The organism is Sphingobacterium sp. ML3W, assembly GCF_000747525.1.
Lineage (GTDB): Bacteria > Bacteroidota > Bacteroidia > Sphingobacteriales > Sphingobacteriaceae > Sphingobacterium.
This window is the reverse complement of the sequence record NZ_CP009278.1, coordinates 4,327,837-4,352,294: the sequence shown is the minus strand read 5'-3', so window position 1 is coordinate 4,352,294 and position 24,458 is coordinate 4,327,837. Positions and strand designations below refer to the sequence as shown.

15 protein-coding genes, 2 tRNA genes and 3 rRNA genes are annotated in these 24,458 nt (G+C 39.9%); 16 read left to right on the top strand and 4 right to left on the bottom strand.

What is annotated here, in order from left to right; all coding sequences use genetic code 11:
* Window positions 1-31 precede the first annotated feature (31 nt).
* The gene (locus tag KO02_RS18675) at window positions 32-2,671 is read right to left on the bottom strand and encodes a WD40 repeat domain-containing protein (protein ID WP_038700749.1); all 2,640 of its coding nucleotides are present in this window, start codon (window positions 2,669-2,671) and stop codon (window positions 32-34) included.
* Window positions 2,672-2,827: 156 nt separating this feature from the next.
* Between KO02_RS18675 and KO02_RS18670 the strand changes: the two genes are divergently transcribed.
* The 5 genes from KO02_RS18670 (at window position 2,828) to KO02_RS18650 (ending at window position 8,945) form a co-directional block, all read left to right on the top strand.
* Window positions 2,828-3,217: a DUF423 domain-containing protein gene (locus KO02_RS18670; protein ID WP_038700747.1), complete on the top strand. Its 390-nt coding sequence runs from the start codon at window positions 2,828-2,830 to the stop codon at window positions 3,215-3,217.
* A 97-nt stretch (window positions 3,218-3,314) separates the two neighbouring features.
* The gene (priA, locus tag KO02_RS18665) at window positions 3,315-5,798 is read left to right on the top strand and encodes a primosomal protein N' (protein ID WP_038700745.1); all 2,484 of its coding nucleotides are present in this window, start codon (window positions 3,315-3,317) and stop codon (window positions 5,796-5,798) included.
* A gap of 132 nt (window positions 5,799-5,930) precedes the next feature.
* A complete protein-coding gene (locus KO02_RS18660; RefSeq protein WP_038700743.1) occupies window positions 5,931-6,587 on the top strand; it encodes a protein-L-isoaspartate(D-aspartate) O-methyltransferase in 657 nt (218 codons plus the stop codon).
* A gap of 123 nt (window positions 6,588-6,710) precedes the next feature.
* Window positions 6,711-8,534, top strand: coding sequence for a MutS-related protein (locus KO02_RS18655; protein ID WP_038700741.1), 1,824 nt, complete (start codon window positions 6,711-6,713; stop codon window positions 8,532-8,534).
* 6 nt (window positions 8,535-8,540) lie between these two features.
* Entirely contained in the window at window positions 8,541-8,945 is a 405-nt protein-coding gene (locus KO02_RS18650; protein ID WP_038700739.1) for an acyl-CoA thioesterase, read from the top strand.
* Between the two features lie 47 nt (window positions 8,946-8,992).
* On the opposite strand, the gene KO02_RS18645 is transcribed toward KO02_RS18650, so the two are convergent.
* Both KO02_RS18645 and KO02_RS18640 read right to left on the bottom strand, forming a co-directional pair.
* Complete coding sequence (locus KO02_RS18645; RefSeq protein ID WP_038700737.1) at window positions 8,993-9,367, bottom strand: DUF779 domain-containing protein; 375 nt, start codon at window positions 9,365-9,367, stop codon at window positions 8,993-8,995.
* A 121-nt stretch (window positions 9,368-9,488) separates the two neighbouring features.
* Window positions 9,489-10,991: an aldehyde dehydrogenase family protein gene (locus tag KO02_RS18640; protein WP_038700735.1), complete on the bottom strand. Its 1,503-nt coding sequence runs from the start codon at window positions 10,989-10,991 to the stop codon at window positions 9,489-9,491.
* Window positions 10,992-11,152: 161 nt separating this feature from the next.
* Here KO02_RS18640 and KO02_RS18635 point away from each other — a divergent pair, with 161 nt between their 5' ends.
* Window positions 11,153-12,076, top strand: a complete 924-nt coding sequence (locus KO02_RS18635) for a helix-turn-helix domain-containing protein (RefSeq protein ID WP_038700733.1) — start codon at window positions 11,153-11,155, stop codon at window positions 12,074-12,076.
* On the opposite strand, the gene smpB is transcribed toward KO02_RS18635, so the two are convergent.
* On the bottom strand, window positions 12,063-12,518 hold the full coding sequence (gene smpB, locus KO02_RS18630; RefSeq protein ID WP_038700732.1) for an SsrA-binding protein SmpB: 456 nt from the start codon (window positions 12,516-12,518) through the stop codon (window positions 12,063-12,065). The genes KO02_RS18635 and smpB overlap by 14 nt on opposite strands.
* 389 nt (window positions 12,519-12,907) lie before the next feature.
* On the opposite strand from smpB, the gene spt reads away from it, so the two are divergent.
* The 10 genes from spt (at window position 12,908) to rrf (ending at window position 23,805) form a co-directional block, all read left to right on the top strand.
* The gene (spt, locus tag KO02_RS18625) at window positions 12,908-14,107 is read left to right on the top strand and encodes a serine palmitoyltransferase (protein ID WP_038700730.1); all 1,200 of its coding nucleotides are present in this window, start codon (window positions 12,908-12,910) and stop codon (window positions 14,105-14,107) included.
* Window positions 14,108-14,116: 9 nt separating this feature from the next.
* The gene (locus KO02_RS18620; protein ID WP_038700729.1) at window positions 14,117-15,241 is read left to right on the top strand and encodes a hypothetical protein; all 1,125 of its coding nucleotides are present in this window, start codon (window positions 14,117-14,119) and stop codon (window positions 15,239-15,241) included.
* The gene (locus KO02_RS18615; RefSeq protein ID WP_038700727.1) at window positions 15,238-16,230 is read left to right on the top strand and encodes an NAD-dependent epimerase/dehydratase family protein; all 993 of its coding nucleotides are present in this window, start codon (window positions 15,238-15,240) and stop codon (window positions 16,228-16,230) included. Before KO02_RS18620 ends, KO02_RS18615 begins: the two co-directional genes overlap by 4 nt.
* A gap of 11 nt (window positions 16,231-16,241) precedes the next feature.
* Window positions 16,242-16,931, top strand: coding sequence for a CDP-alcohol phosphatidyltransferase family protein (locus KO02_RS18610; protein WP_038702983.1), 690 nt, complete (start codon window positions 16,242-16,244; stop codon window positions 16,929-16,931).
* 3 nt (window positions 16,932-16,934) lie between these two features.
* Window positions 16,935-17,321, top strand: coding sequence for a GtrA family protein (locus KO02_RS18605; protein WP_038700725.1), 387 nt, complete (start codon window positions 16,935-16,937; stop codon window positions 17,319-17,321).
* Between the two features lie 1,334 nt (window positions 17,322-18,655).
* Window positions 18,656-20,185: ribosomal RNA gene (locus KO02_RS18600) — 16S ribosomal RNA — on the top strand.
* A 122-nt stretch (window positions 20,186-20,307) separates the two neighbouring features.
* Window positions 20,308-20,384 (top strand) — tRNA-Ile (locus KO02_RS18595).
* An 11-nt stretch (window positions 20,385-20,395) separates the two neighbouring features.
* Window positions 20,396-20,469 (top strand) — tRNA-Ala (locus KO02_RS18590).
* Between the two features lie 225 nt (window positions 20,470-20,694).
* Window positions 20,695-23,581: ribosomal RNA gene (locus KO02_RS18585) — 23S ribosomal RNA — on the top strand.
* 112 nt (window positions 23,582-23,693) lie between these two features.
* A 5S ribosomal RNA gene (gene rrf / locus KO02_RS18580) occupies window positions 23,694-23,805 on the top strand.
* Together the 16S, 23S and 5S rRNA genes with 2 tRNA genes alongside form the textbook arrangement of a ribosomal RNA operon.
* Window positions 23,806-24,458 lie beyond the last annotated feature (653 nt).

The following is a 24,458-nucleotide window of genomic DNA, read 5'->3' as shown; positions in this document are numbered from 1 at the left end:
TTATGTTTTTAAATTTTTGAATTACAATTTGTTAAAACTTATAAACATAAAGTTTATGATCTCGTTTAGAGCTAATTAAATAGGACGAATTATTACCAAAATCGATCGGTCCAAAATAGAATTTGGACATACCCTCTATAGGGAACCCATCGCGAACAAGTCCGTCTTCATTAAAAATATAGATCATGCGATTATTGGTAGAAACAGCCACTAAGTCATTGTTATTCGTCACCTTAAAGAAAGTGGGGGTATTATTCACATCATCCACAAACTTGTATTCAAAATATTTTGTTGCATCCCTTTGATTGTAGACCGAAAGATTGTTCTCACTGAGCACAACATAATCCTTGTCTGCAGAACCACTCACATCTTCAAAATTGAAGCTGAAATTCGATCCCCAATCCCCAACCTTAAGTTTGATAGGCTCGCCTTCGAAGGGCACCTTTATTAACTCCCCTTTATCCTTAGGAACGATTATATATGAGTTTTTCTTATCCGAAGTTGTAATAATGCCTATCGGATTTTTCAGCGTCTGCCCATTCACATTGAGCTCTTGCTTATGTATTAAAGTTCCACCTTCATTGAAAAAATAAACCGAACCCTGACTCGTCCCAGCGACGATAAAATGTTGGTTTGCTATCGTAGCAGCTTTTAAGTCGAAAAGTATCCTGCTATCTAAAGTAGGGTTTTTCCATTCCTCAATTTTTTTACCATTCAAATCATAAACAGCAATTTGGTTTGAACAAGGAATATAGATTCTTTTTTCATTATTAAAATTGGTCAGTGTCAATCCTGCAGTAGCATTATTAGCTAATCCAATTGAAAAACCTGGTAGCAATTTTCCATCAGGCGAAAATCGATAGAGACGACTACGTGTATTTAAGATTATACTACGGTCTTGCAACTGAATTGGCTGTCCCAAAATCTCACCTTGAAATAAAGTTTTCCAAAGTTCTTTTCCAGATGGACTTAAAGCATAGACGGTATGATCTTGTTCTTGGAGCAATATAAACTTACTGTTTTCGCTTTGATCAAAAACCCAAGGGTTGTTGATCAACCTTGAATTGAGCTGAAAGGTCCATTCTGGAGTGCCTCCTAAGCGGTTTTTAGATTTATATACGGCATAGAAACCAGATACAAATCCACCCTCATTTCCACTCAATTGAAGTGATGCAGAGTAGTAATTTTGGTAACCAAAGTCATCCTGATCTTTAAAATCTTGTGCATATTCTGATTTTAAATTAGTGATGATGCTATTTTTAGCCGTGCTTGGTTCGATATAAAATGTCACATTGGCACGGTTGCTATGAATGGCGTTGTGGTTCTTGAAGATGGCAGTGCCTGACATCAGCTGGTTTTCAAAATAGGTTTGACGATATTTTCTCAGTATCCCTGTTTGATTAGCGATGACCAGTACATTGCCTATTCGGGTAAAGTATGGACGTTGAAAAGATTTGAATGGATCTCCAAAACTAGCATATAGGATATTGGAATAATTAAACTGATAGATAGAATCACCTTGGTTGGAACTTATCTTTTTAGCTGTTTCCATAAATTTGCTACTGTCCGCTAAGCTCACCAGGCCCAATAGGACATCGTTATCTAATGCAGCTATCGCAAACTCATCGTTCCACAGCGGAAGTATATCTGTTTGAAACACAACTTTACTTTCTTTTTCGATTAACTGTTGTTGACTCTTTATTTTGTCAGCTTCCTTGCGGTAGACAAATAAATCATTTAGAGCATGATGAAAACTACCGATATCGGAAAGGCTATAGTTGAGGTAAGATGCCGTGTTTTTTGGTAAAAAATTGGCTAAAGTTTGTACCTGAGCCGATTGGTTGGCGAAAAGATGAAGATAAGTACGATGATTTAAATCAAGCTTTGTTTCCCCTTTAAAGATGAGAGCATCACTTTTGAAGTTTAGATTCCAAGCTGTACTTCCATGTAAGGAGTCTATTTGTTGCAGGTAGATACCAAATTTACTGCGCATCATTTGTTTTGCAAGAGGCGAAATTTGACTGTTATTGAAATAAAGACTCAGGGGTGTATTCTTACTGTTATGGTTGATGAAAAACGCAATCTGTTTTGCATCTAATTTTGGAACAGCTTTATCCAATACTTGATAGAGAAGAGCAGGTTCATAACCTGCAAATAACACGTTTTCATAAAGTGTACAGTACAGCACGGAGTCTTTTATACCCTTATCGAAACGATAGATACGGTGACCCAAGGTGTCGACATGGTTTTGTTTGTACTTTGAATCTATACCATGAAATATCGTTTCTAAGGTTGTGTTGTTCAACTTTTCCTGTAATGCGATGCTGAATAAAGTCGCGATACCGGTTTTACTGGGATGAAAGGAAAGAATGACTTCGGTATCTTGCACCTTTCCCTTTAGCGATTCGGAACCCAGAAAATCTTGTTTTAATGTTTTGAGGTTTTCAAAAACCTGTTTTCCCTGAATGGCTTCGAATAATTCGAAATTACGAAAGATGGTATCCGTCGTTTGATTATTCTTGAAGGCTGTAATGAAATAAGTATCTGCCGGTAAATATTGGAGCGTTTTTGTTGCGTTTTCTTGTTTGCTGCTGCTGTCTGAGAAGTAATAGACCGTAGCCGCAACTACGGCTATAAAAAGTAAAACAGTAACTATAATCGTATTTCTCATATCTAATAACAAACCTACTAAAAAAATATTCAGAACTCTACTTATCTAACGTTAGAACTCCATTTGTAACAATAAATTTAATAATTATTCTGCTTTTGTGAGGAAGATTTGATACATTTAGCCAGCATTAATAAAATAGAGACATAATTTTAAATAATGAATAAGAAAATTATCCTAGTGGCCGCATTTTTTGGTACACTAGCAGTTATTTTAGGCGCTTTTGGAGCACACGGTTTGGAAGGAAAAATTAGTGAGCAACATATAGAAACATGGAAAACAGCCAACCAGTATCACTTTTATCATACCCTTTCTTTGTTGTTTTTATCCACTTTTTCACGGGCTAAAACAGCATCTATTCGGGTATCATTCATTGCTTTTATTATTGGATTGCTTTTCTTCTCAGGATCATTATACTTGTTAAGCGTAAGGGAAATAACTGGTTTTGGCAACCCCGCTATATTAGGGCCGATTACACCATTGGGTGGCGTAGCCTTTATTGTGGGATGGGTAGCCTTATTTGTTGCAGCTCTTAAGAATAAATCATAGCATAACCCTATTTATACGGTGAAAATAAGCCCTCGAAGAAATTAACGTTTTTTCGAGGGCTTATTTTTAGTAATTTTACATGATACTTGAAATGAACATGCCAGAGCCTCAAAATTTATTTTTCACAGACCGAGCGACTGTTTTTGTCGATGTTATTTTGCCTTTAGCTTTAGCCAATACCTATACTTATCGTATTCCTGTCGAATGGAACGATAAGATTCAGGTCGGTGTTCGTGTTATGGTGCAATTTGGTAAGAATAAGATCTATTCTGCCATCGTCAAGCAAATAAGCAAAGAAGCACCAAAACACTACGAAGCGAAATATATATTAGATATCATTGATGAGAAACCTATCGTTGATGGTGCGCAATTATTGCTGTGGGATTGGATCTCTGATTATTATATGTGCTCCTTGGGAGAGGTTATGCAGGCAGCACTGCCGTCGGCACTGAAACTCGCCAGCGAAACTAAAATCGTATCGGCAATTCCCGACGATTTCGATCGCTCATCTTTGACGGATAAAGAATACTTAATTATCGAAGCGCTTGAGGTAGCTGGAGAATTGAAAGTCAATGATATCGTTAAGCTATTAAGTCAAAAATCGGTATTTCCGATATTGAAAACGATGTTTGATAAGGGTATTGTGTTGATTTCCGAAGAGATAACAGAAAGGTATAAACCAAAAACGAAGGTTTTTTTCTCCTTTGCTCCAGAATTTCGCGAGGAAGAGGGCAAACGCACGTTGCTGGATGCATTAAATCGAGCTCCAAAACAGCAAGATGCCGTATTGGCTTTTATGCAACTGTTGAAAAAGGGCGAAGAGATAACCCGACAGATGATCATGGAAGCTTCGGGATGTGGCTCAGGGGCTGTTACGGCATTAATCGATAAAGGTGTATTCCTAGTAAAGGAGAAAGTGGTCAGTCGTTTTCAGGGGGAAGATGTAGAATTGGATGCTAATTTTGAGTTTAATACCAATCAGCAGCGTGTCTATGAAGAGATTCAACATTGTTTCGAAAGCAAAGATGTTACCTTGTTGCACGGAGTCACAGCGTCCGGAAAAACACAACTCTATATTAGACTTATCGAGCAAGCAATAGCAGCGGGTAAGTCTGCATTATACCTATTACCCGAAATTGCCTTGACGGCACAGATAACCGCTCGGTTGAAATTGCATTTTGGCGATAAGTTGGGCGTTTATCATTCTAAGTTTAATGATAATGAACGTGCTGAGGTATGGCATAAAGTGATGAAAAATGAATTCCAGATTATTGTTGGAGCACGTTCTTCTATATTTTTACCATTTCAAGACCTGGGAATTATTATTGTTGATGAGGAACATGAGAGCTCCTATAAACAGTATGATCCCGCACCACGTTATCACGCTCGCGATACAGCAATCTATTTAGGATATATCCATCAGACTAAAGTTCTATTGGGCTCTGCAACACCCTCTATTGAGAGTTTTTATAATGCAAAATCAAATAAATATGGATTTGTACAACTTTTAGAGCGTTTTGGTAATGCGCAACTACCCGATATCCATATTGTCGATATTCCAATGGAAGGAAGAAAGGAAAATATGTTTTCTTATTTCTCCGGAACTTTATTGAAGGCAATAGAAGCTGCTTTGGAACGCAAGGAGCAAGTGATACTGTTTCAAAACCGACGTGGTCATACCACCATTATTCAATGTAATACCTGTGGTTTCGTAGCTAAATGTATCAATTGTGATGTCAGTATGACGTATCATAAAAGTTCAAATATGATGCATTGTCATTATTGTGGCCATGTGGAACCTCCGATTAAAATATGTCCTGCTTGTGGGATGCCACATATCGAAAGCAAGGGCTTTGGAACAGAGCGGGTAGAGGAAGAATTGGAGTTGTTGATGCCTAATGCACGTATTGCACGTTTGGATCTAGACTCCACCAAGGGTAAGAATGGTTTTGATAAAATCATAGGTGCATTTGATGAACATGAGTTTGATATCCTGATCGGAACGCAGATGGTGGCAAAAGGATTGGATTTTGGACGCGTTAGTTTAATCGGGATTATCAATGCCGATACGATGATTAATTTTCCTGACTTCAGAGCATATGAAAGGGCTTTTTCACTTTTCTTACAGGTGGCCGGACGTGCCGGACGTAGAGAAGCAGGTGGGCAGGTAATCATTCAGACCTATACACCAAAACATCGCGTTTTGGAGCAGGTGGTCGCACATGATTACCAAGGGATGTTTGATACGGAAGTTAAAGAACGTAAGAATTTTGCCTATCCACCATTTTATCGCGTCATCCGAATTGATATCAAGCATATGGATATCCAAAAATGTTATGATGGCGCTAAGAAATTTGCATCAGGATTGCGACAGCAGCTCGGTTCACGTGTTTTAGGACCCGAAACGCCACTGGTAGGAAGAGTACGAAACTACTTTATTCAGACCATTACGTTAAAGATTGAAAGAAATAATATCAGTATTGTGAAAGTAAAAGATTTGATCAAGCTGGTAAAGAACGATTTTATTGCCGATAAAGCAAATGCTGGAGCACGTGTTGTGATTGATGTAGACCCTTATTAGCTTAGTTCATGGTAAACAAAAATAGCCAAAAATTATCCTTTTCAAATGAAAGGGCTTGCAGGTTAATAGATTAGTTATGAAAAAGTTCTTGTAGTGGTAATTGTAAAATAACAATAGTATTTTTGAGTCATAATGGCGTATAAATTTGTAGATAATTATAGGGAAAAAGGTGCTCGTAAGCAATTGGTGCAACTATTGAAGACAAGGGGTATCAGTGACCAAAATGTACTGAATGCGATTGGAAAAGTGCCTCGCCATTTTTTCTTTGATGAGACATTTTGGAATCAATCGTATAAAGATATTGCTTTTCCGATAGGTGATGGCCAAACGATTTCACAGCCATATACAGTTGCCTACCAATCGGAATTGCTACATGTCAAAAAAGGAGATAAGGTTTTAGAGATAGGGACGGGGTCGGGATATCAAACCTGTGTTCTGATGGAGCTCGGCGCTGATGTCTACACAATAGAACGGCAAGAAAACCTATACAATAGAACGATACAGGTGTTGCCCTATATGGGTTACAAACCTCATTTTTTCTGTGGCGATGGTTCTAGGGGAATTGAGCAGCATGCACCATATGATAAAATTATCGTTACTGCTGGGGCTCCCTTTGTTCCAGAAATCATGCTGAAACAATTGAAAATAGGAGGGATATTCGTCATTCCCGTTGGAGATGAAAAGGAACAAAAAATGGTAACCATCATTCGCGCTGGTGAAAACGATTTTGATCGAATCGAACTCGATACATTTAGATTTGTTCCCTTAGTAGGGGACCAAGCTTGGTAGAAGCCAAGCTTTTTTAGTTTATAAGTACATGAAAGCTATCTTGAGCTTGACAAGTTTGCAAACCACAATGAAGTCGCATGAGCTCATGATCACTTCATTACCTTCAAAAGACCAATTCATATCATGAAAAATGAAATCCAGGAATTATACCTTAGCAATAAGGCTAAGATTGAACAAGAAGTAAAACAACTAGAGTTAGCGATCAATAAGAATAGCTTTTATCGTTTAGCGGTCATCCTTTTAGGAGGTGCTGCTTTATTCTATTCTTTTCAGTTGGAAAATCTGCTGCTGGTTTTGATTTTATTGTTTGCGCTTATCTTTCTCTTTGCCTTCTTGGTGAATAGACAAAGTAAGTTGGAAAAGCGGAGCGACTATCAGAAGGCATTGCTTGCTGTCAATGTGAATGAGATAGAAATAGAAAACAAGGGGATTAACATCTATGATAATGGTGCTCACTTGGAAGATAATAAGCATCCTTATAGTGCCGATTTGGATATCGTAGGAGCGCACTCTTTGTTCGAACTGTTAAACCGGTCAACAACAAAATCAAGTATTGCTGTTTTAGGAAGCTGGTTGCTACAAGATGCCAAGCGTAGTGAAATTTTGATGCGACAGGAAGCAGCAAGTGAAATGGCGAAAGATATGAACTGGTGCCAAGATTTTCAAGCAAAGCTCTTATCCAATTTGAATCAAAAACTGGATGTTAAATCTTTTTTAGCTACGTACTTTCAATCCGACGATTTTGCATTTGGCAATTCTTTTATGCGCCTATATGTTAAAATAGCACCATTTTTCTTTTTAAGTACGGTGATTTTAGCCGTCTTTATTCCCGCTATAGCATTTTTACCGGTAATAGTTGGATTAGTACATATCCTGTGGCCTATGGTCAACGGGGGTAAAATTTCTTTTTTTTCCAGCAGAATTGATAAAGTTGGAAATCTGTTGGATTCTTATGCAGCTAGTATGGAGCTGGTCGAAAATAGAACATGGACTGCGACGCGTAATAAAGAACTGCAAGAGCGGTTGAAAATCGTAGGCTCATCAGATTCTGTTTCGCAGGCATTTAAAAAACTCGGCAAACTGATCAATAATCTGGATGCGCGTAATAATATGATGGTCGGTACTATTTTAAACTTGATATTCCTGTGGGATTTTAAGCAGGTGTTGGCTATTGTGGATTGGAAGGCCAAGTATCAAGCTGATATATTAGAATCGTTCGATACGTTGGCTGAAGTAGAAGCATTGGTTAGTTTGGGAACCTGGGAGCGTAACCATCCGGATTGGGCTACTCCCGTTATTTTAGAAGCATTAGATACTCCACTTCAAGCTGTTGATTTGCTTCATCCGCTCATTCCTACTGCTAAGGCAATCGCCAATACGTATACCAATGAAGATCATGAAATCGCTTTAGTAACGGGCTCCAATATGGCTGGTAAAAGCACATTCCTACGGACGCTTGGGATCAATGCTGTATTGGCTTATGCAGGTGCTGTAGTACCAGCAAGCTCATTTGAAATTCCAATTTTTCATCTGATTTCTTATATGCGTATCAAAGATAATCTGAACGAAAGCACGTCCACTTTTAAAGCAGAGCTGGACCGCATGAAGTTTATCTTAGAAACAGTGGCACAGCGCCCCGATAGCTTTTTCTTAATCGATGAGATGCTGAGGGGAACAAACTCGGTCGATAAATACTTGGGTTCACGTGCTATTATCAAGAAACTGATCTCAGAAAAGGGAAGAGGGATGGTGGCAACGCACGATTTACAACTTTCAACATTAGCAGATGAGTATCCGAAATTAGTGAAAAATTATCACTTTGATATTCAAGTTATTGATGGAGAGATGCTTTTTGACTATAAATTGAAAATAGGAGAATGCAAAATATTTAATGCTTCAATGTTACTAAAAGGTATTGGAGTAGACGTAGAACAAGGAAGAAACTAAATAAAAATGACATTACAAGAAAGAATTGAACAGTCGAGAACACATCATTTTATAACTGTTTTCCCGTTTACAACAAATCATCACGCAACGCTATTTGGTGGAAAGGCCATGGCAATTATGGATGAAGTAACTTTTATGTGTGCGACACGTTTCTGTAGAAAAGCACTGGTGACAGTTTCTTCGGATAAGATTGATTTTGAAAAAGCAATTCCTGCCGGTAGTATGATTGAAGCCATTGCTGAAGTCATACACGTGGGAAGAACGAGTTTAAAAGTAAAAGTTGAAATATTTTTGGAAGATATGTACAAAGATGGAAGAGAATTGGCCGTGAAGGGTGTTTTTTCTTTTGTCGCATTGGATGACAATAAAAAACCGATACCTGTGTTAGAGGGATTGGATATCGAGGGATAACGAAGACAAGCTTATCGTAAATGTAGGAATGGAATAACGTTGACAGGTTATTCCATTCGTTTTATAGGGGTTAGGTCTTTTAATTCCTCCTCAGTAAAGAGCCTGTAGTGCACTTTAAATGTTTTCCCCAGAGACGACTCTAGAGAAAATCCTCCAGGACCAAATCCGTCGAGCACATCAAGGGTGAAATGTGAAAACTGCCAGTATTCAAATAAATCGCGGTCTATCCAAAATTCATAACCTCCTGCTAGCCCAATCATCGCATCATTCATTCTGGGGTAGAACCCTCCCTTTTCAAAGCACTGGGGTTGTGTACCCTCACAGCACCCTCCAGCTTGATAAAACATCAGGTCCCCGTATTTCTTCTCCAATTCCTGTATCAGTGCCGATGCCTTTTCTGTTACCGCTAATCGATTTGTCATAGCCTATTGTTTTTTAATCTGTGTGTTCACTTGGGTCATTCACCTTTTCTTACCATTTTAACCTCATTAAAAAATGGGATTACCGTGATAACCCCATTTTCTTATTTTATGTTTTTCAAGCTTAGAAAAATCCTAATTTTTCTTTACTGTATGAAATCAACATGTTTTTTGTTTGACGGTAATGATCTAACATCATTTTGTGATTCTCACGACCGATACCAGACTGTTTGTAGCCTCCAAAAGGAGCTCCAGCAGGGTATGAATGATATTGGTTCACCCATACACGTCCAGCTTGAATAGCACGCGGAATTTGATATAATTGATGCGCATCACGTGTCCATACTCCTGCTCCTAAACCGTAGATGGTATCGTTAGCAATTTCTAAAGCCTCTTTTTCATCCTTGAACGTAGTCACCGCTAAAACAGGACCGAATATCTCTTCTTGGAAAATACGCATTTTGTTATGCCCTTTGAATAAAGTTGGCTTGATGTAGTAGCCTTCTTCTAAACCATTCCCCAAGTTGTTTTCATCACCACCGGTTAAGAGCTCAGCACCTTCTTCTTTCCCTAATTTGATATAGGACATGATTTTATCCTTTTGGATTTTAGAAGCCTGTGCACCCATCATGGTCTCGGTATCTAATGGGTCACCCACTTTAATTTTATTGACACGGTCAATAACCTTCTCTATAAAACGATCATAGATATCCTCTTGAATCAGTAAGCGGGACGGACAAGTACAGATTTCACCTTGATTAAGGGCAAATAAAACGGCACCTTCGATGGCTTTATCCAAGTACGCATCATCATGGTCCATGACAGAGCTGAAGAAAACATTCGGAGATTTACCACCCAGTTCCAAAGTTACAGGAATGATGTTTTCTGTTGCATACTGCATGACCATACGGCCGGTTGCTGTAGAACCTGTAAATGCTGCTTTAGAAACTTTAGGGTTTGTAACCAAGGCACGACCCAATTCGCCACCAAATCCATTGACGATATTAATAACACCAGCAGGAAGTAAATCACCAATCAATTCCATCAATACTAGAATAGACGTAGGGGTGCTTTCCGCAGGTTTTAATACGACGCAGTTACCCGCAGCTAATGCTGGAGCTAATTTCCAAACGGCCATTAAGATTGGGAAGTTCCAAGGAATAATCTGTGCGATTACACCAAGTGGTTCATGTACAATGAGCGAAACTGTATTTTGATCTAGCTCGCTCAAAGAACCTTCGTCTGCACGGATAACACTAGCAAAATAACGGAAATGGTCAATGGCTAACGGGATGTCGGCATTTAGGGTTTCACGGACAGCTTTTCCATTGTCAACAGTTTCAACTGCAGCAATGTACTCCAAGTTCTCCTCGATGCGGTCTGCTATTTTATTTAAAATGATGCTTCTTTCTGTTGTGGAAGTTTTTCCCCAAGTTTCAAATGCCTTAGCTGCTGTATCAACGGCTAAGTCTAAATCTTCTTTTGTAGAATGCGCAACTTGTGTGAATACTTTTCCATCTAAAGGAGAGATGTTATCAAAATATTTACCTAATGTAGGGGGAACAAACTTTCCGCCGATGTAATTTCCATAACGTTCTTTAAACGATGGTCTTTGAATTGTTGCCATAATAATTAGTTTTATATGTTTTACAAACTGTTCAACTCAAATTTAATGAATAGCTTTCTTTATTTGTAGCATTATGGTTCCAAAGGATAGCATTATATTTCCATCTATCTTTTAAAAATATTATCTTTGAGTACCAACCGATTATATTAAAAGATAGGAATATGATAAATAACAGGCTTGTACATTCGTTGCCTTTTTCTGCACGTCATGAACTTTCTACATTGGTAGAAAATAGGAGAGCATTTACGCTAGAAAATCTGGAATTGAATGTTTTTGAGACCTATCAGTCTTCGGAAATGGTACCGCTGCAATTTGATGACTTGGTCATCATCAATATGATACATGGTAAAAAGGTCATGCATCTGCATCAGGTGGATTCTTTTGATTATTTGCCTGGACAAACCATGGTTTTACCCGCTTATAGTAAGATGCATATTGATTTTCCCGACGCGAGTCTAAGTGATCCTACCCAATGCACTGCTTTGACGATAAGTAAAACTAAAATCGACCAAGTAATCAACCGTTTAAATGAAAAATACCCGAGGACGCTCGTACTGGCAGAAGGAAAATTAGATTCAAATTTATTTCACCTGTACAACACACCGGAGTTAGCAGAATTGATCAATAAACTTTTTCAAACCATTACCAGTAGCAACCCCTTGAAAGATGCTTTAGTTGATTTGACCTTCAATGAATTGATCATTCGTTTGTTGCAGGCGCAAACTATGTTGTCTTTGGAACTTGGTAAGATGAAGAATAATACTGTTTTGGCGCATATCCGAAACTATATACATGCCCACCTTTCCGAATCCATTTCTGTTGAAGTATTGGAAAAGCAGGCAAATATGAGTCGTTCTAGTTTATTTCGCCTTTTTAAGAACGAATTGGGAATAACACCCATAGAATATATCATTCGTACCCGTATTCAACAAGCAAAAGGCTTGTTACGAAAAACGAAAAGTGTGAAAGAAACGTGCTTTAGTCTTGGTTTTAATGATGTCAACTATTTCGTTCGTCTCTTTAAAAGCAGGGTAGGAGTGACACCAGGGGCATACATGTTGGCGGATGAACTTATTTTTTCATAATTCTATCCAACTCTCTTTTTCCTTCCCTTTCTTTGATCGTGTCGCGTTTATCAAAGTCTTTTTTACCCTGAGCTAGCGCGATTTCTACTTTTGCAAATCCTCTGGGACTGATGAAAATACGTAACGGTACAATCGTGAAACCTTTCTCCTCCCCCTTTAAACGTAATTTTTTCAATTCTTTTTTTGTTAGCAACAACTGACGCTCACGTTTTGCTTCGTGATTGTAAAAAGAACCATGTGAATATTCTGCAATGTGCATATTTCGCAAGTAAAGACCATCATGAAAAAAGTTGCAAAAGCTGTCATTAATAGTCGCTTTCCCTTCTCTAATTGATTTAATCTCAGTTCCTAATAATCGAATCCCTGCAACATATCTGTCAAGCAGGTTGTATTCGTATGAGGCTCTTTTATTTTTTATATTGATATCTGATGATATTGCCATAATTTCTTAATATATTTATTCCTATTCCATTTTAATACAAAAACCAATTAAGTTTGTTGCATGTAATACGAGGAAAAGCAAATATAAATATTATAATGATGTTTTTTCAGCATTGTGAAATTTTGGAATTTAATTTAAGTGTTAAATTAAAATTATTTTTACGATATTTATATGTGAAAAATATGACTTACTTTAAGTGAAAGTCAGCTTTTGTTTTCGTATGTTTGCATCGTTTTTGATGTAATACTGTATTTCGTACAGTATTATGAAGTCATTTTGTGTTAATCTATTTGGAAGTAGGAATTGAAAGTGTTGATAATGAGGCTGGTATTTTGGCGTTCATTGCAATCAAGAACAATTATAAAATTTAAGAAACACCTTTTAATCGCATGAGTAAAGGAAAATTAGGCGAGAGAATATCGCAATTTAAAATCGTTAGTGAGCTAAAGGCTAAAGGCTTATATGCTTATTTTAGACCGATTCAGTCGAGACAGGATACCGAGGTACAAATTGATGGCAAACGTGTTTTGATGTTTGGTTCTAATTCTTACTTAGGATTAACGACGGATGAACGTATTATCAAGGCTTCTCAAGATGCATTAGCAAAATATGGAACCGGTTGTGCTGGATCTCGTTTTTTAAATGGTACTTTGGATATTCATGTGGAGCTTGAAGAGAAGTTGTCGGCTTATGTGGGGAAAGAGTCTACTATTTTATTCAGTACAGGTTTTCAATCAAACTTAGGACCATTATCATGTCTTACAGGTCGTAATGATTACATTTTGTTGGATGAGCGCGATCATGCATCTATCATTGATGGAAGTAGATTGTCTTTTTCTAAAGTAATCAAGTATGCACACAATGACATGAATGATTTGCGTGCTAAAATTGCGAGATTACCAGAGGAAAGCGGCAAATTAATTGCAACGGACGGAATCTTCAGTATGGAAGGGGATATTGTCAACTTACCAGATTTGATTAAAATTGCAGATGAGTTTGACGCAACTGTCATGGTGGATGATGCACACAGTTTAGGTGTTATCGGAGTAAATGGCGCAGGTACTGCATCCCATTTTGGATTGACGGATAGTGCTGATCTAATCATGGGTACTTTCAGTAAATCATTTGCCTCTTTAGGTGGATTTGTTTCTGGAGATGCCGATGTAATTGAGTACTTGAAGCACTCCGCTCGTTCGGTGATGTTTAGTGCAAGTATGACCCCAGCTTCTGTAGCTTCTACTTTAAAAGCTTTGGAAATTATACAAGCAGAACCTCAACATATTGAGAAACTGTGGGCAAATACAAATTACGCTAAAAAATTATTATTAGAAAGTGGTTTTGATTTAGGAGCAACAGAAAGCCCTATTCTACCTATTTTTATTAGAAATAACGAGAAGACGTTTTGGGTTACCAAAATGCTTCAAGATGATGGGGTATTTGTGAACCCTGTTGTTTCACCAGCTGTTCCTGCAGAAGAATCATTGATTCGTTTCTCTCTTATGGCGACGCATAGCTTTGATCAAATTGATGAGGCTATCGAGAAGATGGTAAAAGTCTTCAAATTAGCAGATGTTGAATCTTTAATCTAAGTGTCTATTATGATACAGGTTATCCCCGTTGAAACTAAGCAACAGAAACGGTTATTTATAGATTTTCCGCATAGTTTATATGCGGAAAATCCTTATTATGTACCCGAGTTATATCTTGCTCAGTACGATTTGCTTACTCCAGGTAAGCATCCTTTCTACAATCATTCTTCTACTCAATTATTTTTAGCATACAAAGACCAGCAACTCGTTGGGCGTATTGCGGCGATTTGGAATGTAAACCATAATGCTTTTAATGAAGTTCAAGAAGGGCAGTGGGGATTTTTCGACTCGATTAATGATCAAGAGGTTGCAAATGCTTTATTTAAGGTAGCTAAGGATTGGGTAAAAGCTAAGGGAGGCAATAATATTATTGGCCCAATTAATTTAACAACCAATGATACTTGTGGTTTATTGATCGAAGGATTTGATAGTCCACCTGTAGCGATGATGCCTTACAATTTTGCTTATTATCCAGATTTAGTAACCAATGCAGGTTTTCAAAAGAAAATTGATTTACGTGCATATCTTGTGATGGAAAATAAAGCAAGCAAGCGTTCTGTGCTTCTGTTGGAGAAATTGGAAGAGCGATTAAACCGTTCAGGAATTAAAATCCGACAAATGAATTTGAAGGATTTTAAAAATGAAACAGAGAAGATTAGAGAAATCTATAACAAGGCTTGGGATAAAAATCTAGGTTTTGTCCCATTTACGGAAGATGAATTTAATTACGCTGCTAAGGAGATGAAAATGATTGTTGATCCAAGGTATGCTTTATTGGCAGAAAAGGATGGCAAGGTCATTGGGTTTGCTTTGGGAATTCCAGATATCAATCAAATTTTAATTAAAATCAAGCGCGGCAGATTATTGCCAACAGGGATTTTTAAACTATTATTTGGATTGAAAAAAGTGAATTTGATACGTGTATTAATGTTAGGCGTATTAGATGAATATCGTAAATTGGGAATTGAAGCTTGCCTTTATGGTAGGATAATAAAAAACTCTGGTGATGGTTTTACTGTCAAAGGAGCTGAATGTTCTTGGATGCTTGATACTAATTATATGATGAATCATGCAATCGAGCAAATCAATGGAGAATTATACAAACGCTATCGTTTGTATGAGCAAGCGCTATGAGAAAAAAAATCTTAATCACTGGCGCAAGTGGTTTTGTCGGTTATCACCTTGTTCAAGCTGCTCGTGAAGCTGGACTGGAGGTGCATGCTGCGGTGAGAAAAACCAGTGACGTTAGTGAAATAAAGTCTTTTGTCGATCAATTTGTCTATCCTGATTTTAAAGATAAGGATGCAATAAAGGGTCTTCTGGAGCAAGAGCAATACACCTATGTTGTTCATGCTGCAGCGATGACAAGAGCAAAGAATGAAAAGGATTTAGTTGATGTGAATGTTGGTTATTCCCAACATCTGGCTGATGCGGTTTTTGAGTCCAAAATACCTCTTGAACGTTTTGTTTTTATTAGTAGTCTGGCAGCTATAGGTCCCGTGGCCTATGATGCCGATCCGATTACTGAGCAAAATGAGTATCGCCCTGTTACGGCTTATGGTAGGAGTAAAGTGTTGGCGGAGCGTATGCTTGATAAGCATGCTGATAGTAAACTTTCCATTATTCGTCCAACTGCGGTATATGGGCCGAAAGAGAAGGACCTTTTTATATTATTCAAAACTTTAAATGCGGGTTTCGATGCTTATATCGGAAAAACACCGCAGAAATTGACTTTTGTTTATGTAAAAGATTTGGCTCATGCGATCCTAAATGCTTGCTTCTTCGATGCAGGAGGTAAAAAAGTGTATAACATTACTGACGGATTCGTTTATGACCGTTATGAAATGGCTACAATATTTAAGAAATATAGTGCTAAATCTCTATTCAGATTTCACCTTCCATTTACGCTAGTTAAGGGTGTAGCACGGGTGATGGAGTTGGCCTATAAAAATTCGAATTCAATACCCGTATTATATCCAGAAAGATTAAATGAATTGACAGCTCCAAGTTGGGCATGTGATATCAGTTTGTCAAAAGAAAATATTCAATATAGGCCTAACTATGATTTAGATGCAGGACTGAAGTTAACACTTCAGTGGTACCGTGATCATAAATGGTTATAATAAAAAGAGAGATGAGTGGTCAAAAAATAAATAAGAAACTTTTTCAAGATAGAAAAAGAACAAATATATTGAGTAATCCGGAACAACAGTTTATTTCGTATTTGGTCCCCCGTGTACCAAACTGGATTTCATCGGATGGTCTTACGGCAATTGGCTTGTTTGGGTCTTTAATGATTATGGCAAGCTTTATTTTAGCCAAATATTTACATATTGAATATTTGCTGTTGGGTATTGTCGGGTTCTTTGTACAATGGTTTGGTGATTCACTTGACGGGCGTATTGCATACTATAGGGATAAATCTCGTAAATGGTATGGCTTTTCTTTGGATATTGTAATGGATTGGATCAGTACGGTCATGATTGGACTGGGCTACGTTTTTTATGCAAAGGGTAATTTTGAGCTAACAGGCTTTGTTTTAGTGGCTTTGTACGGTTGGGCCATGATTTTATCTTTATTGCGCTACAAGGTTACGGATAAGTATACTATTGATGCTGGTATAGTCGGACCGACCGAAATCCGAGTCATCATCTGTGCGGTATTGCTCATCGAGGTATTCTTTGTAGGAACTATCCATTATTTGGTTATGGCAATCTGTGCGATTCTTTTTATTATCAATACCATAGACACGAAAAAATTATTGGATTTTGGTGATATCAGAGACGCTGAAGAGAAGAAGGGAAAAGAATCTGAAAATTTATAAGGTATGAATGCAAAACTCAAAGAATTCTTTAGGGCACAGTTATCAGCTTTTGTAGGTGGTCTTTCAGATTTTGGAATTTATACAGTTTGTTATAAGCTGCTGAGTTTTTCACCAGCGTTCTCAAATGTTATCAGTGGCTCTTTAGGAGCCATTGTTAATTTCGTTATTAATCGTTATTGGTCTTTTAATAACACATCTACTCCGTTAGGCAAGCAACTTTCTAAGTTTGTTATCGTTGTTGCAGGAAGTATTATTTTGAAATCATCTGGTATTTATTTGCTGGATGATCAGTGGCACTTGCACCCCTTATTGTGCAAGGTTATTGTGGAGATTGTTGTTTCTTTAGGTTTTAATTATACTCTCCAACGTTTTTGGGTTTTCAAAAAATAAGAAACCATATGGATGGTTTTAGTTATTATAAAATATTTAGAAAAGGTCATTTCGAAAGAGATGACCTTTTCTAGTGTTAGTGTAACTAGTCATATATCGTAAGAATCATCTGCGTATATCTTTTGATTAGGTTCTATACTAAACTCGTATTGTTTATCCTATACCTCTTTACTGAATACACTTCATCCGTTTTTCTTCTGAATACTTTCATGTCGCTATGAGCTATAAGTAGTGGATGGTTTATTTATTCATTTATGAAAGCGTTTATTATGGTGTCTATATTCATGGCAATTGAAATCCTTTAGGTGATTATTAAGGTTCGGAAATCAGCTTATTAATAAGTTGATATCAAATTAGTACCAACTTCATATTTAATAGTGTATTAAGAGTGGGATTATAGGGGGGTAGTAGAGGGTTAATAGGGGTATATCTCTATTAACCCCCTACTAACACCAAGCTATATCTAATCTACACCTATTTTAATACCGAAGTTGGTACCTAGTTCATACTACTTAGGTTATAATCCAAGTAGGATCTGCATATTGAATATCTGCTGTTGTGTCCATGCTTATCTATAGCGGTACAATATGCGTTTACTATATGCTATGTATAAGAAGAGATTGACGATCCTGGTCTATTGATAGCCATCCCCACTTTTTATAGAGGTGCAATAATTAGATACTATATGCGATGTATAGGAGCAATCTGCTATTCCAGTCGATTGATAATCATCCACACTTAATCTATAGCGCTGTAATAAGAAGCATGCGATCGGCCATGATAAAGGAGCGATCGGCCATAGCACCTGCTTTTTGGTCGATATCGAGCCCTCTGTTCGGCTCTTTCAGAAATAAATCATCCAATGATACAGCAAGTTACCTCCTTTCTCAATAAATAAGTAAGAAAACGTTTGGAAGTGAATATAAAAATGGTCTATCTTTGCACCACTCCGCAAGGGAGGAACGGTCGGTCCGAAAGGGCTGACAATGAAAAAAAGAGGGTCTATGTTATTTAGACGCAGAAATCGAAAAGGTCTCCAAAAATAAATTTTCACATTTATTTTGGATATACCAAAAAGATCTCTACCTTTGCAGTCCCAACGGAAACGAAGGGAATCAAAACAAGATCGATAACGGCGCAATGCCGACATCATATAGCCGAAGCGAGATGCGGAAGCGGAAAAAGTTCTTTAAAAATATAATCATGTAACGTAACGAGTAGTGTTGAGAAACGACGAAAGTTAAAAAAAATCAACCTGTTCAATTTTAGAATTAGAAATAAAATACAAGACAATTCTATTTATTATAAATAGTCTTGATCTTACACTTCATTTTACAATGGAGAGTTTGATCCTGGCTCAGGATGAACGCTAGCGGCAGGCCTAATACATGCAAGTCGGACGGGATTCGGGGAGTAGCTTGCTACGAACCGATGAGAGTGGCGCACGGGTGCGTAACGCGTGAGCAACCTACCCATATCTGGGGGATAGCCTCTCGAAAGAGAGATTAACACCGCATAACATCATTGAGTGGCATCACTCGATGATCAAATATTCATAGGATATGGATGGGCTCGCGTGACATTAGCTAGTTGGAGAGGTAACGGCTCACCAAGGCTACGATGTCTAGGGGCTCTGAGAGGAGAATCCCCCACACTGGTACTGAGACACGGACCAGACTCCTACGGGAGGCAGCAGTAAGGAATATTGGTCAATGGAGGCAACTCTGAACCAGCCATGCCGCGTGCAGGATGACTGCCCTATGGGTTGTAAACTGCTTTTGTCAGGGAATAAACCTACTTACGTGTAAGTAGCTGAATGTACCTGAAGAATAAGGATCGGCTAACTCCGTGCCAGCAGCCGCGGTAATACGGAGGATCCAAGCGTTATCCGGATTTATTGGGTTTAAAGGGTGCGTAGGCGGTCCTATAAGTCAGTGGTGAAAGACGGCAGCTTAACTGTCGCAGTGCCTTTGATACTGTAGGACTTGAATCTATTTGAAGTGGGCGGAATAAGACAAGTAGCGGTGAAATGCATAGATATGTCTTAGAACTCCGATTGCGAAGGCAGCTCACTAAGTTAGCATTGACGCTGATGCACGAAAGCGTGGGGATCAAACAGGATTAGATACCCTGGTAGTCCACGCCCTAAACGATGATAACTCGATGTTTGCGATACACAGTAAGCGTCCAAGCGAAAGCGTTAAGTTATCCACCTGGGGAGTACGGTCGCAAGATTGAAACTCAAAGGAATTGACGGGGGCCCGCACAAGCGGAGGAGCATGTGGTTTAATTCGATGATACGCGAGGAACCTTACCCGGGCTTGAAAGTTAGTGAATGATCCAGAGACGGATCAGTCCTTCGGGACACGAAACTAGGTGCTGCATGGCTGTCGTCAGCTCGTGCCGTGAGGTGTTGGGTTAAGTCCCGCAACGAGCGCAACCCCTATGTTTAGTTGCCAGCGAGTTATGTCGGGGACTCTAAACAGACTGCCTGTGCAAACAGTGAGGAAGGTGGGGACGACGTCAAGTCATCATGGCCCTTACGTCCGGGGCTACACACGTGCTACAATGGATGGTACAGCGGGCAGCTACATAGCAATATGATGCTAATCTCTAAAAGCCATTCACAGTTCGGATTGAGGTCTGCAACTCGACCTCATGAAGTTGGATTCGCTAGTAATCGCGTATCAGCAATGACGCGGTGAATACGTTCCCGGGCCTTGTACACACCGCCCGTCAAGCCATGAAAGTTGGGGGTACCTAAAGCATGTAACCGCAAGGAGCGTGTTAGGGTAAAACCGATAATTGGGGCTAAGTCGTAACAAGGTAGCCGTACCGGAAGGTGCGGCTGGAATACCTCCTTTCTAGAGCATTCAAGATTGAAGCTCGTTACGTATACACATGATTTATATTTTAGAAACAAAAAGAAACATTTGAAGAAATGTGCCCATCCCTGTAGGATGGTCCAGAGAGAGAATGATAAGCTAGTCCCGTAGCTCAGTTGGTTAGAGCACTACACTGATAATGTAGGGGTCAGCAGTTCAAATCTGCTCGGGACTACCATAAAACGATACGGGGAATTAGCTCAGCTGGCTAGAGCACCTGCCTTGCACGCAGGGGGTCATCGGTTCGACTCCGATATTCTCCACAGGTCTGCCCGAACACCAAGATATTGTGTTCATGATAAGGGCGACAAAGAGTTCTTTGACATATTGAAAGAAAAAAATTACAAGAGAAGACAACAGTAGAGACAATACTGTGATGTGTTCGATGTATTATGAAGACCCTCGGTCAAGGCCGAACGGATTAATGCGTAGCATCATGGTTATATATATCAAAAAGCAACCCATAGTAGCAAAAGGGCTATGAGGTGAAGAAAGTAAATAAGGGCACACGGGGGATGCCTAGGCTCTCAGAGGCGATGAAGGACGTGATAAGCTGCGATAAGCTTCGGGGATTAGCAAATGTGAGTTCGATCCGAAGATTTCCGAATGGGGCAACCTAGCATACTGAAGGTATGTTGTATAATACGCGAACGCGCTGAACTGAAACATCTAAGTAGGCGTAGGAGAAGAAAATAATAATGATTTCCCAAGTAGTGGCGAGCGAACGGGAAAGAGCCCAAACCATTGATGTTACGGCATCAGTGGGGTTGTAGGGCTGCGATGTGGCATTAGCAAACAGAAGTGGAATGGGATGGGAAGCCCAGCTATAGACGGTGATAGCCCGGTACACGTATAGAATGCTAGCCTAGCAGTACCCTGAGTACCGCGGGGTCGGAGACGCCCTGTGGGAATCTGTCAGCACCATCTGATAAGGCTAAATACTCCTGAGAGACCGATAGTGAACTAGTACCGTGAGGGAAAGGTGAAAAGAACCTCGAACAGAGGAGTGAAAAGAACCTGAAACCGTGTGCTTACAAGCGGTCGGAGCTGCCAGGTGCAGTGACGGCGTGCCTTTTGCATAATGAGCCTACGAGTTACTCTTGTCTGGCAAGGTTAAGTGGTTCAGCCACGCAGCCGAAGCGAAAGCGAGTCTTAATAGGGCGCATAGTCAGATGAGGTAGACGCGAAACCTTGTGATCTACCCTTGGGCAGGTTGAAGTTGCAGTAACATGTAATGGAGGACCGAACCGATAAACGTTGAAAAGTTTTCGGATGACCTGAGGGTAGGGGTGAAAGGCTAATCAAACTGGGAAATAGCTCGTACTCCCCGAAATGTTTTTAGGAACAGCGTCGGCATAGAGTCTTATAGAGGTAGAGCTACCGATTGGGTGCGGGGGAGTCAAATCCTACCAAATCCAGACGAACTCCGAATGCTATAAGATATGGCCGGCAGTGAGGCTTTGGGTGCTAAGGTCCAAGGCCGAGAGGGAAAGAACCCAGACCATCAGCTAAGGTCCCTAAATATACGCTAAGTTGAACTAACGAGGTCCGGTTGCCTAGACAGCTAGGATGTTGGCTTGGAAGCAGCCATTCATTTAAAGAGTGCGTAACAGCTCACTAGTCGAGCGGCCGGGCGTGGATAATAAACGGGCATCAAGTGTATTACCGAAGCTATGGATTTGTATCATTAGATACATCTGGTAGGGGAGCATTCTATTTACGGTGAAGCGATCTGGTAATGGGTCGTGGAGTGTATAGAAAAGCAAATGTAGGCATAAGTAACGATAAGGCGGGTGAGAAACCCGCCCACCGAAAGACTAAGGTTTCCTGATCAACGCTAATCGGATCAGGGTTAGTCGGGGCCTAAGGCGCATCCGAAGGGAGTAAGCCGATGGACAACTGGTCAATATTCCAGTACTTTTTATAACTGCGATGTGGTGACGGAGTAGTGACACTGCCGCGAACTGACGGAATAGTTCGTTGAAAGGCGTAGGTATAGGGACGGTAGGCAAATCCGCCGACCCTGCTGAAACCCAATAGTACAGCAAAGCTTCGGCGGCGTTGATAGAGCAGGTAAACAGACTTCCAAGAAAACCCGCTAAGCTTCAGGTTATAAAAACCCGTACCGTAAACCGACACAGGTAGTCGAGGAGAGAATCCTAAGGTGCTCGAGTGAATCATGGCTAAGGAACTCGGCAAAATGGCCCTGTAACTTCGGGAGAAGGGGCGCTTCCTCCAGCAATGGAGAAGCCGCAGTGAAAAGGCCCAGGCGACTGTTTAACAAAAACATATGGCTTTGCAAAATCGAAAGATGAAGTATAAGGCCTGACACCTGCCCGGTGCTGGAAGGTTAAGAGGGGATGTCATCGTAAGAGAAGCATTGAATCGAAGCCCCAGTAAACGGCGGCCGTAACTATAACGGTCCTAAGGTAGCGAAATTCCTTGTCGGGTAAGTTCCGACCTGCACGAATGGTGTAACGATCTGGGCGCTGTCTCAGCCATGAGCTCGGTGAAATTGTGGTATCGGTGAAGACGCCGATTACCCGCAACGGGACGGAAAGACCCCATGCACCTTCACTATAGCTTAACATTGGAATTGGGTACAGGATGTGTAGGATAGGCGGGAGATGTTGAAGTGGCTTCGCTAGGAGTCATGGAATCAACCTTGAAATACCGCCCTTTCTGTATCCGGTTTCTAACTCGGTTATATCGAGGACATTGTTTGGTGGGTAGTTTGACTGGGGTGGTCGCCTCCAAAAAGGTAACGGAGGCTTTCAAAGGTAAGCTCAGTACGCTTGGTAACCGTACGAGGAGTGCAATGGCATAAGCTTGCTTGACTGTGAGACCAACAAGTCGAACAGGGTCGAAAGACGGACATAGTGATCCGGTGGTTCTGTATGGAAGGGCCATCGCTCAAAGGATAAAAGGTACGCTGGGGATAACAGGCTGATCTCCCCCAAGAGCTCATATCGACGGGGAGGTTTGGCACCTCGATGTCGGCTCGTCACATCCTGGGGCTGGAGAAGGTCCCAAGGGTTGGGCTGTTCGCCCATTAAAGTGGCACGCGAGCTGGGTTCAGAACGTCGCGAGACAGTTCGGTCCCTATCTGTTGTGGGCGTTGGAAGTTTGAGTGGATCTGTCCTTAGTACGAGAGGACCGGGATGGACTGACCGCTGGTAAACCAGTTATGCCGCCAGGTGTACGGCTGGGTAGCTACGTCGGGAATAGATAAGCGCTGAAAGCATCTAAGTGCGAAACTAGCCACGAGATGAGACTTCCTTATAGGGCCGTAGAAGACTACTACGTCGATAGGTTGCAGGTGTAAAGGTAGAGATACCATAGCTGAGCAATACTAATCACCCGAAGCTTTCTCAAGCAACGCAGACACTGTTGTCTTCCTCTTTTAGTTTTTCTTTCAATTGTCTATAGATCAGATGGTGACTTTTATCCGTTAAGGATATTGTTGCTATATTCTGATAACCTTATTTTAGGTGCCTATATCGGCGGTGTCTACCTCTTCCCATTCCGAACAGAGAAGTCAAGCCCGCCAGAGCCGATGGTATTGCCGTAACAGGTGGGAGAGTAGGTCGGTGCCTTTTTTTATACAGAAGCCCTTGCAGTACAGCAAGGGCTTTTTTGTGTTCCGTATTTTCTGGGGGACAGCACCGCTGGACCGGACATCACCCAGCAACCGATGGCCTTGCCTCAAAACACTGCAATGGACTGGAAATTAGGTCGGTACCATTTCTTATACTGAAGTCCTTGCATATTAGCGATTATCTCTGGCTCTATGTGATGCTGTTGAAACCTATTTATTCTACTACTATTACCTGTTTTTTATCCTTTTCTAATGCTTTTTCAGGGATAAAGGATAATAAGCCTAGCATAATTTTATTTTATCTGCTGACGATACCAATCAGGTAATTGGAAATTAGGCTAATAAGTTAGCAAAAACTCCAAACATTGACTGTATAGAAGATTTTGCGGAGCTTTATAAGTTGGAAAATGATCCTGAGGAATTAAATAACACCTAAGCCCTTCATGATCATGGGGATTCAGGAAAGAAAGTTGAAGAACGATTTGTATGCTGCTATAGTAACATATCAGGATGATATAGCTGATCAAGTTCTCCAACAATAGCATTTTTGTTCATCTAAGCTTATTTTGAATGGTATTGGTATATATATTAGTGTTCGTGCTAGTTCAGCGAATCTGTAAGCCTTTTCGTAGCTATAATTTATTATTACATGTT

Bases quoted from the DNA above. Each gene is read 5' to 3' on its own strand.
- smpB (WP_038700732.1), bottom strand. From the start codon at position 12,518: ATGGCAATATCATCAGATATCAATATAAAAAATAAAAGAGCCTCATAC.
- KO02_RS18670 (WP_038700747.1), top strand. From the start codon at position 2,828: ATGAATAAGAAAATTATCCTAGTGGCCGCATTTTTTGGTACACTAGCA.
- KO02_RS18650 (WP_038700739.1), top strand. From the start codon at position 8,541: ATGACATTACAAGAAAGAATTGAACAGTCGAGAACACATCATTTTATA.
- KO02_RS18655 (WP_038700741.1), top strand. From the start codon at position 6,711: ATGAAAAATGAAATCCAGGAATTATACCTTAGCAATAAGGCTAAGATT.
- KO02_RS18645 (WP_038700737.1), bottom strand. From the start codon at position 9,367: ATGACAAATCGATTAGCGGTAACAGAAAAGGCATCGGCACTGATACAG.
- KO02_RS18615 (WP_038700727.1), top strand. From the start codon at position 15,238: ATGAGAAAAAAAATCTTAATCACTGGCGCAAGTGGTTTTGTCGGTTAT.
- KO02_RS18635 (WP_038700733.1), top strand. From the start codon at position 11,153: ATGATAAATAACAGGCTTGTACATTCGTTGCCTTTTTCTGCACGTCAT.
- spt (WP_038700730.1), top strand. From the start codon at position 12,908: ATGAGTAAAGGAAAATTAGGCGAGAGAATATCGCAATTTAAAATCGTT.
- KO02_RS18640 (WP_038700735.1), bottom strand. From the start codon at position 10,991: ATGGCAACAATTCAAAGACCATCGTTTAAAGAACGTTATGGAAATTAC.
- KO02_RS18620 (WP_038700729.1), top strand. From the start codon at position 14,117: ATGATACAGGTTATCCCCGTTGAAACTAAGCAACAGAAACGGTTATTT.
- KO02_RS18660 (WP_038700743.1), top strand. From the start codon at position 5,931: ATGGCGTATAAATTTGTAGATAATTATAGGGAAAAAGGTGCTCGTAAG.
- KO02_RS18610 (WP_038702983.1), top strand. From the start codon at position 16,242: ATGAGTGGTCAAAAAATAAATAAGAAACTTTTTCAAGATAGAAAAAGA.
- KO02_RS18605 (WP_038700725.1), top strand. From the start codon at position 16,935: ATGAATGCAAAACTCAAAGAATTCTTTAGGGCACAGTTATCAGCTTTT.
- KO02_RS18675 (WP_038700749.1), bottom strand. From the start codon at position 2,671: ATGAGAAATACGATTATAGTTACTGTTTTACTTTTTATAGCCGTAGTT.
- priA (WP_038700745.1), top strand. From the start codon at position 3,315: ATGCCAGAGCCTCAAAATTTATTTTTCACAGACCGAGCGACTGTTTTT.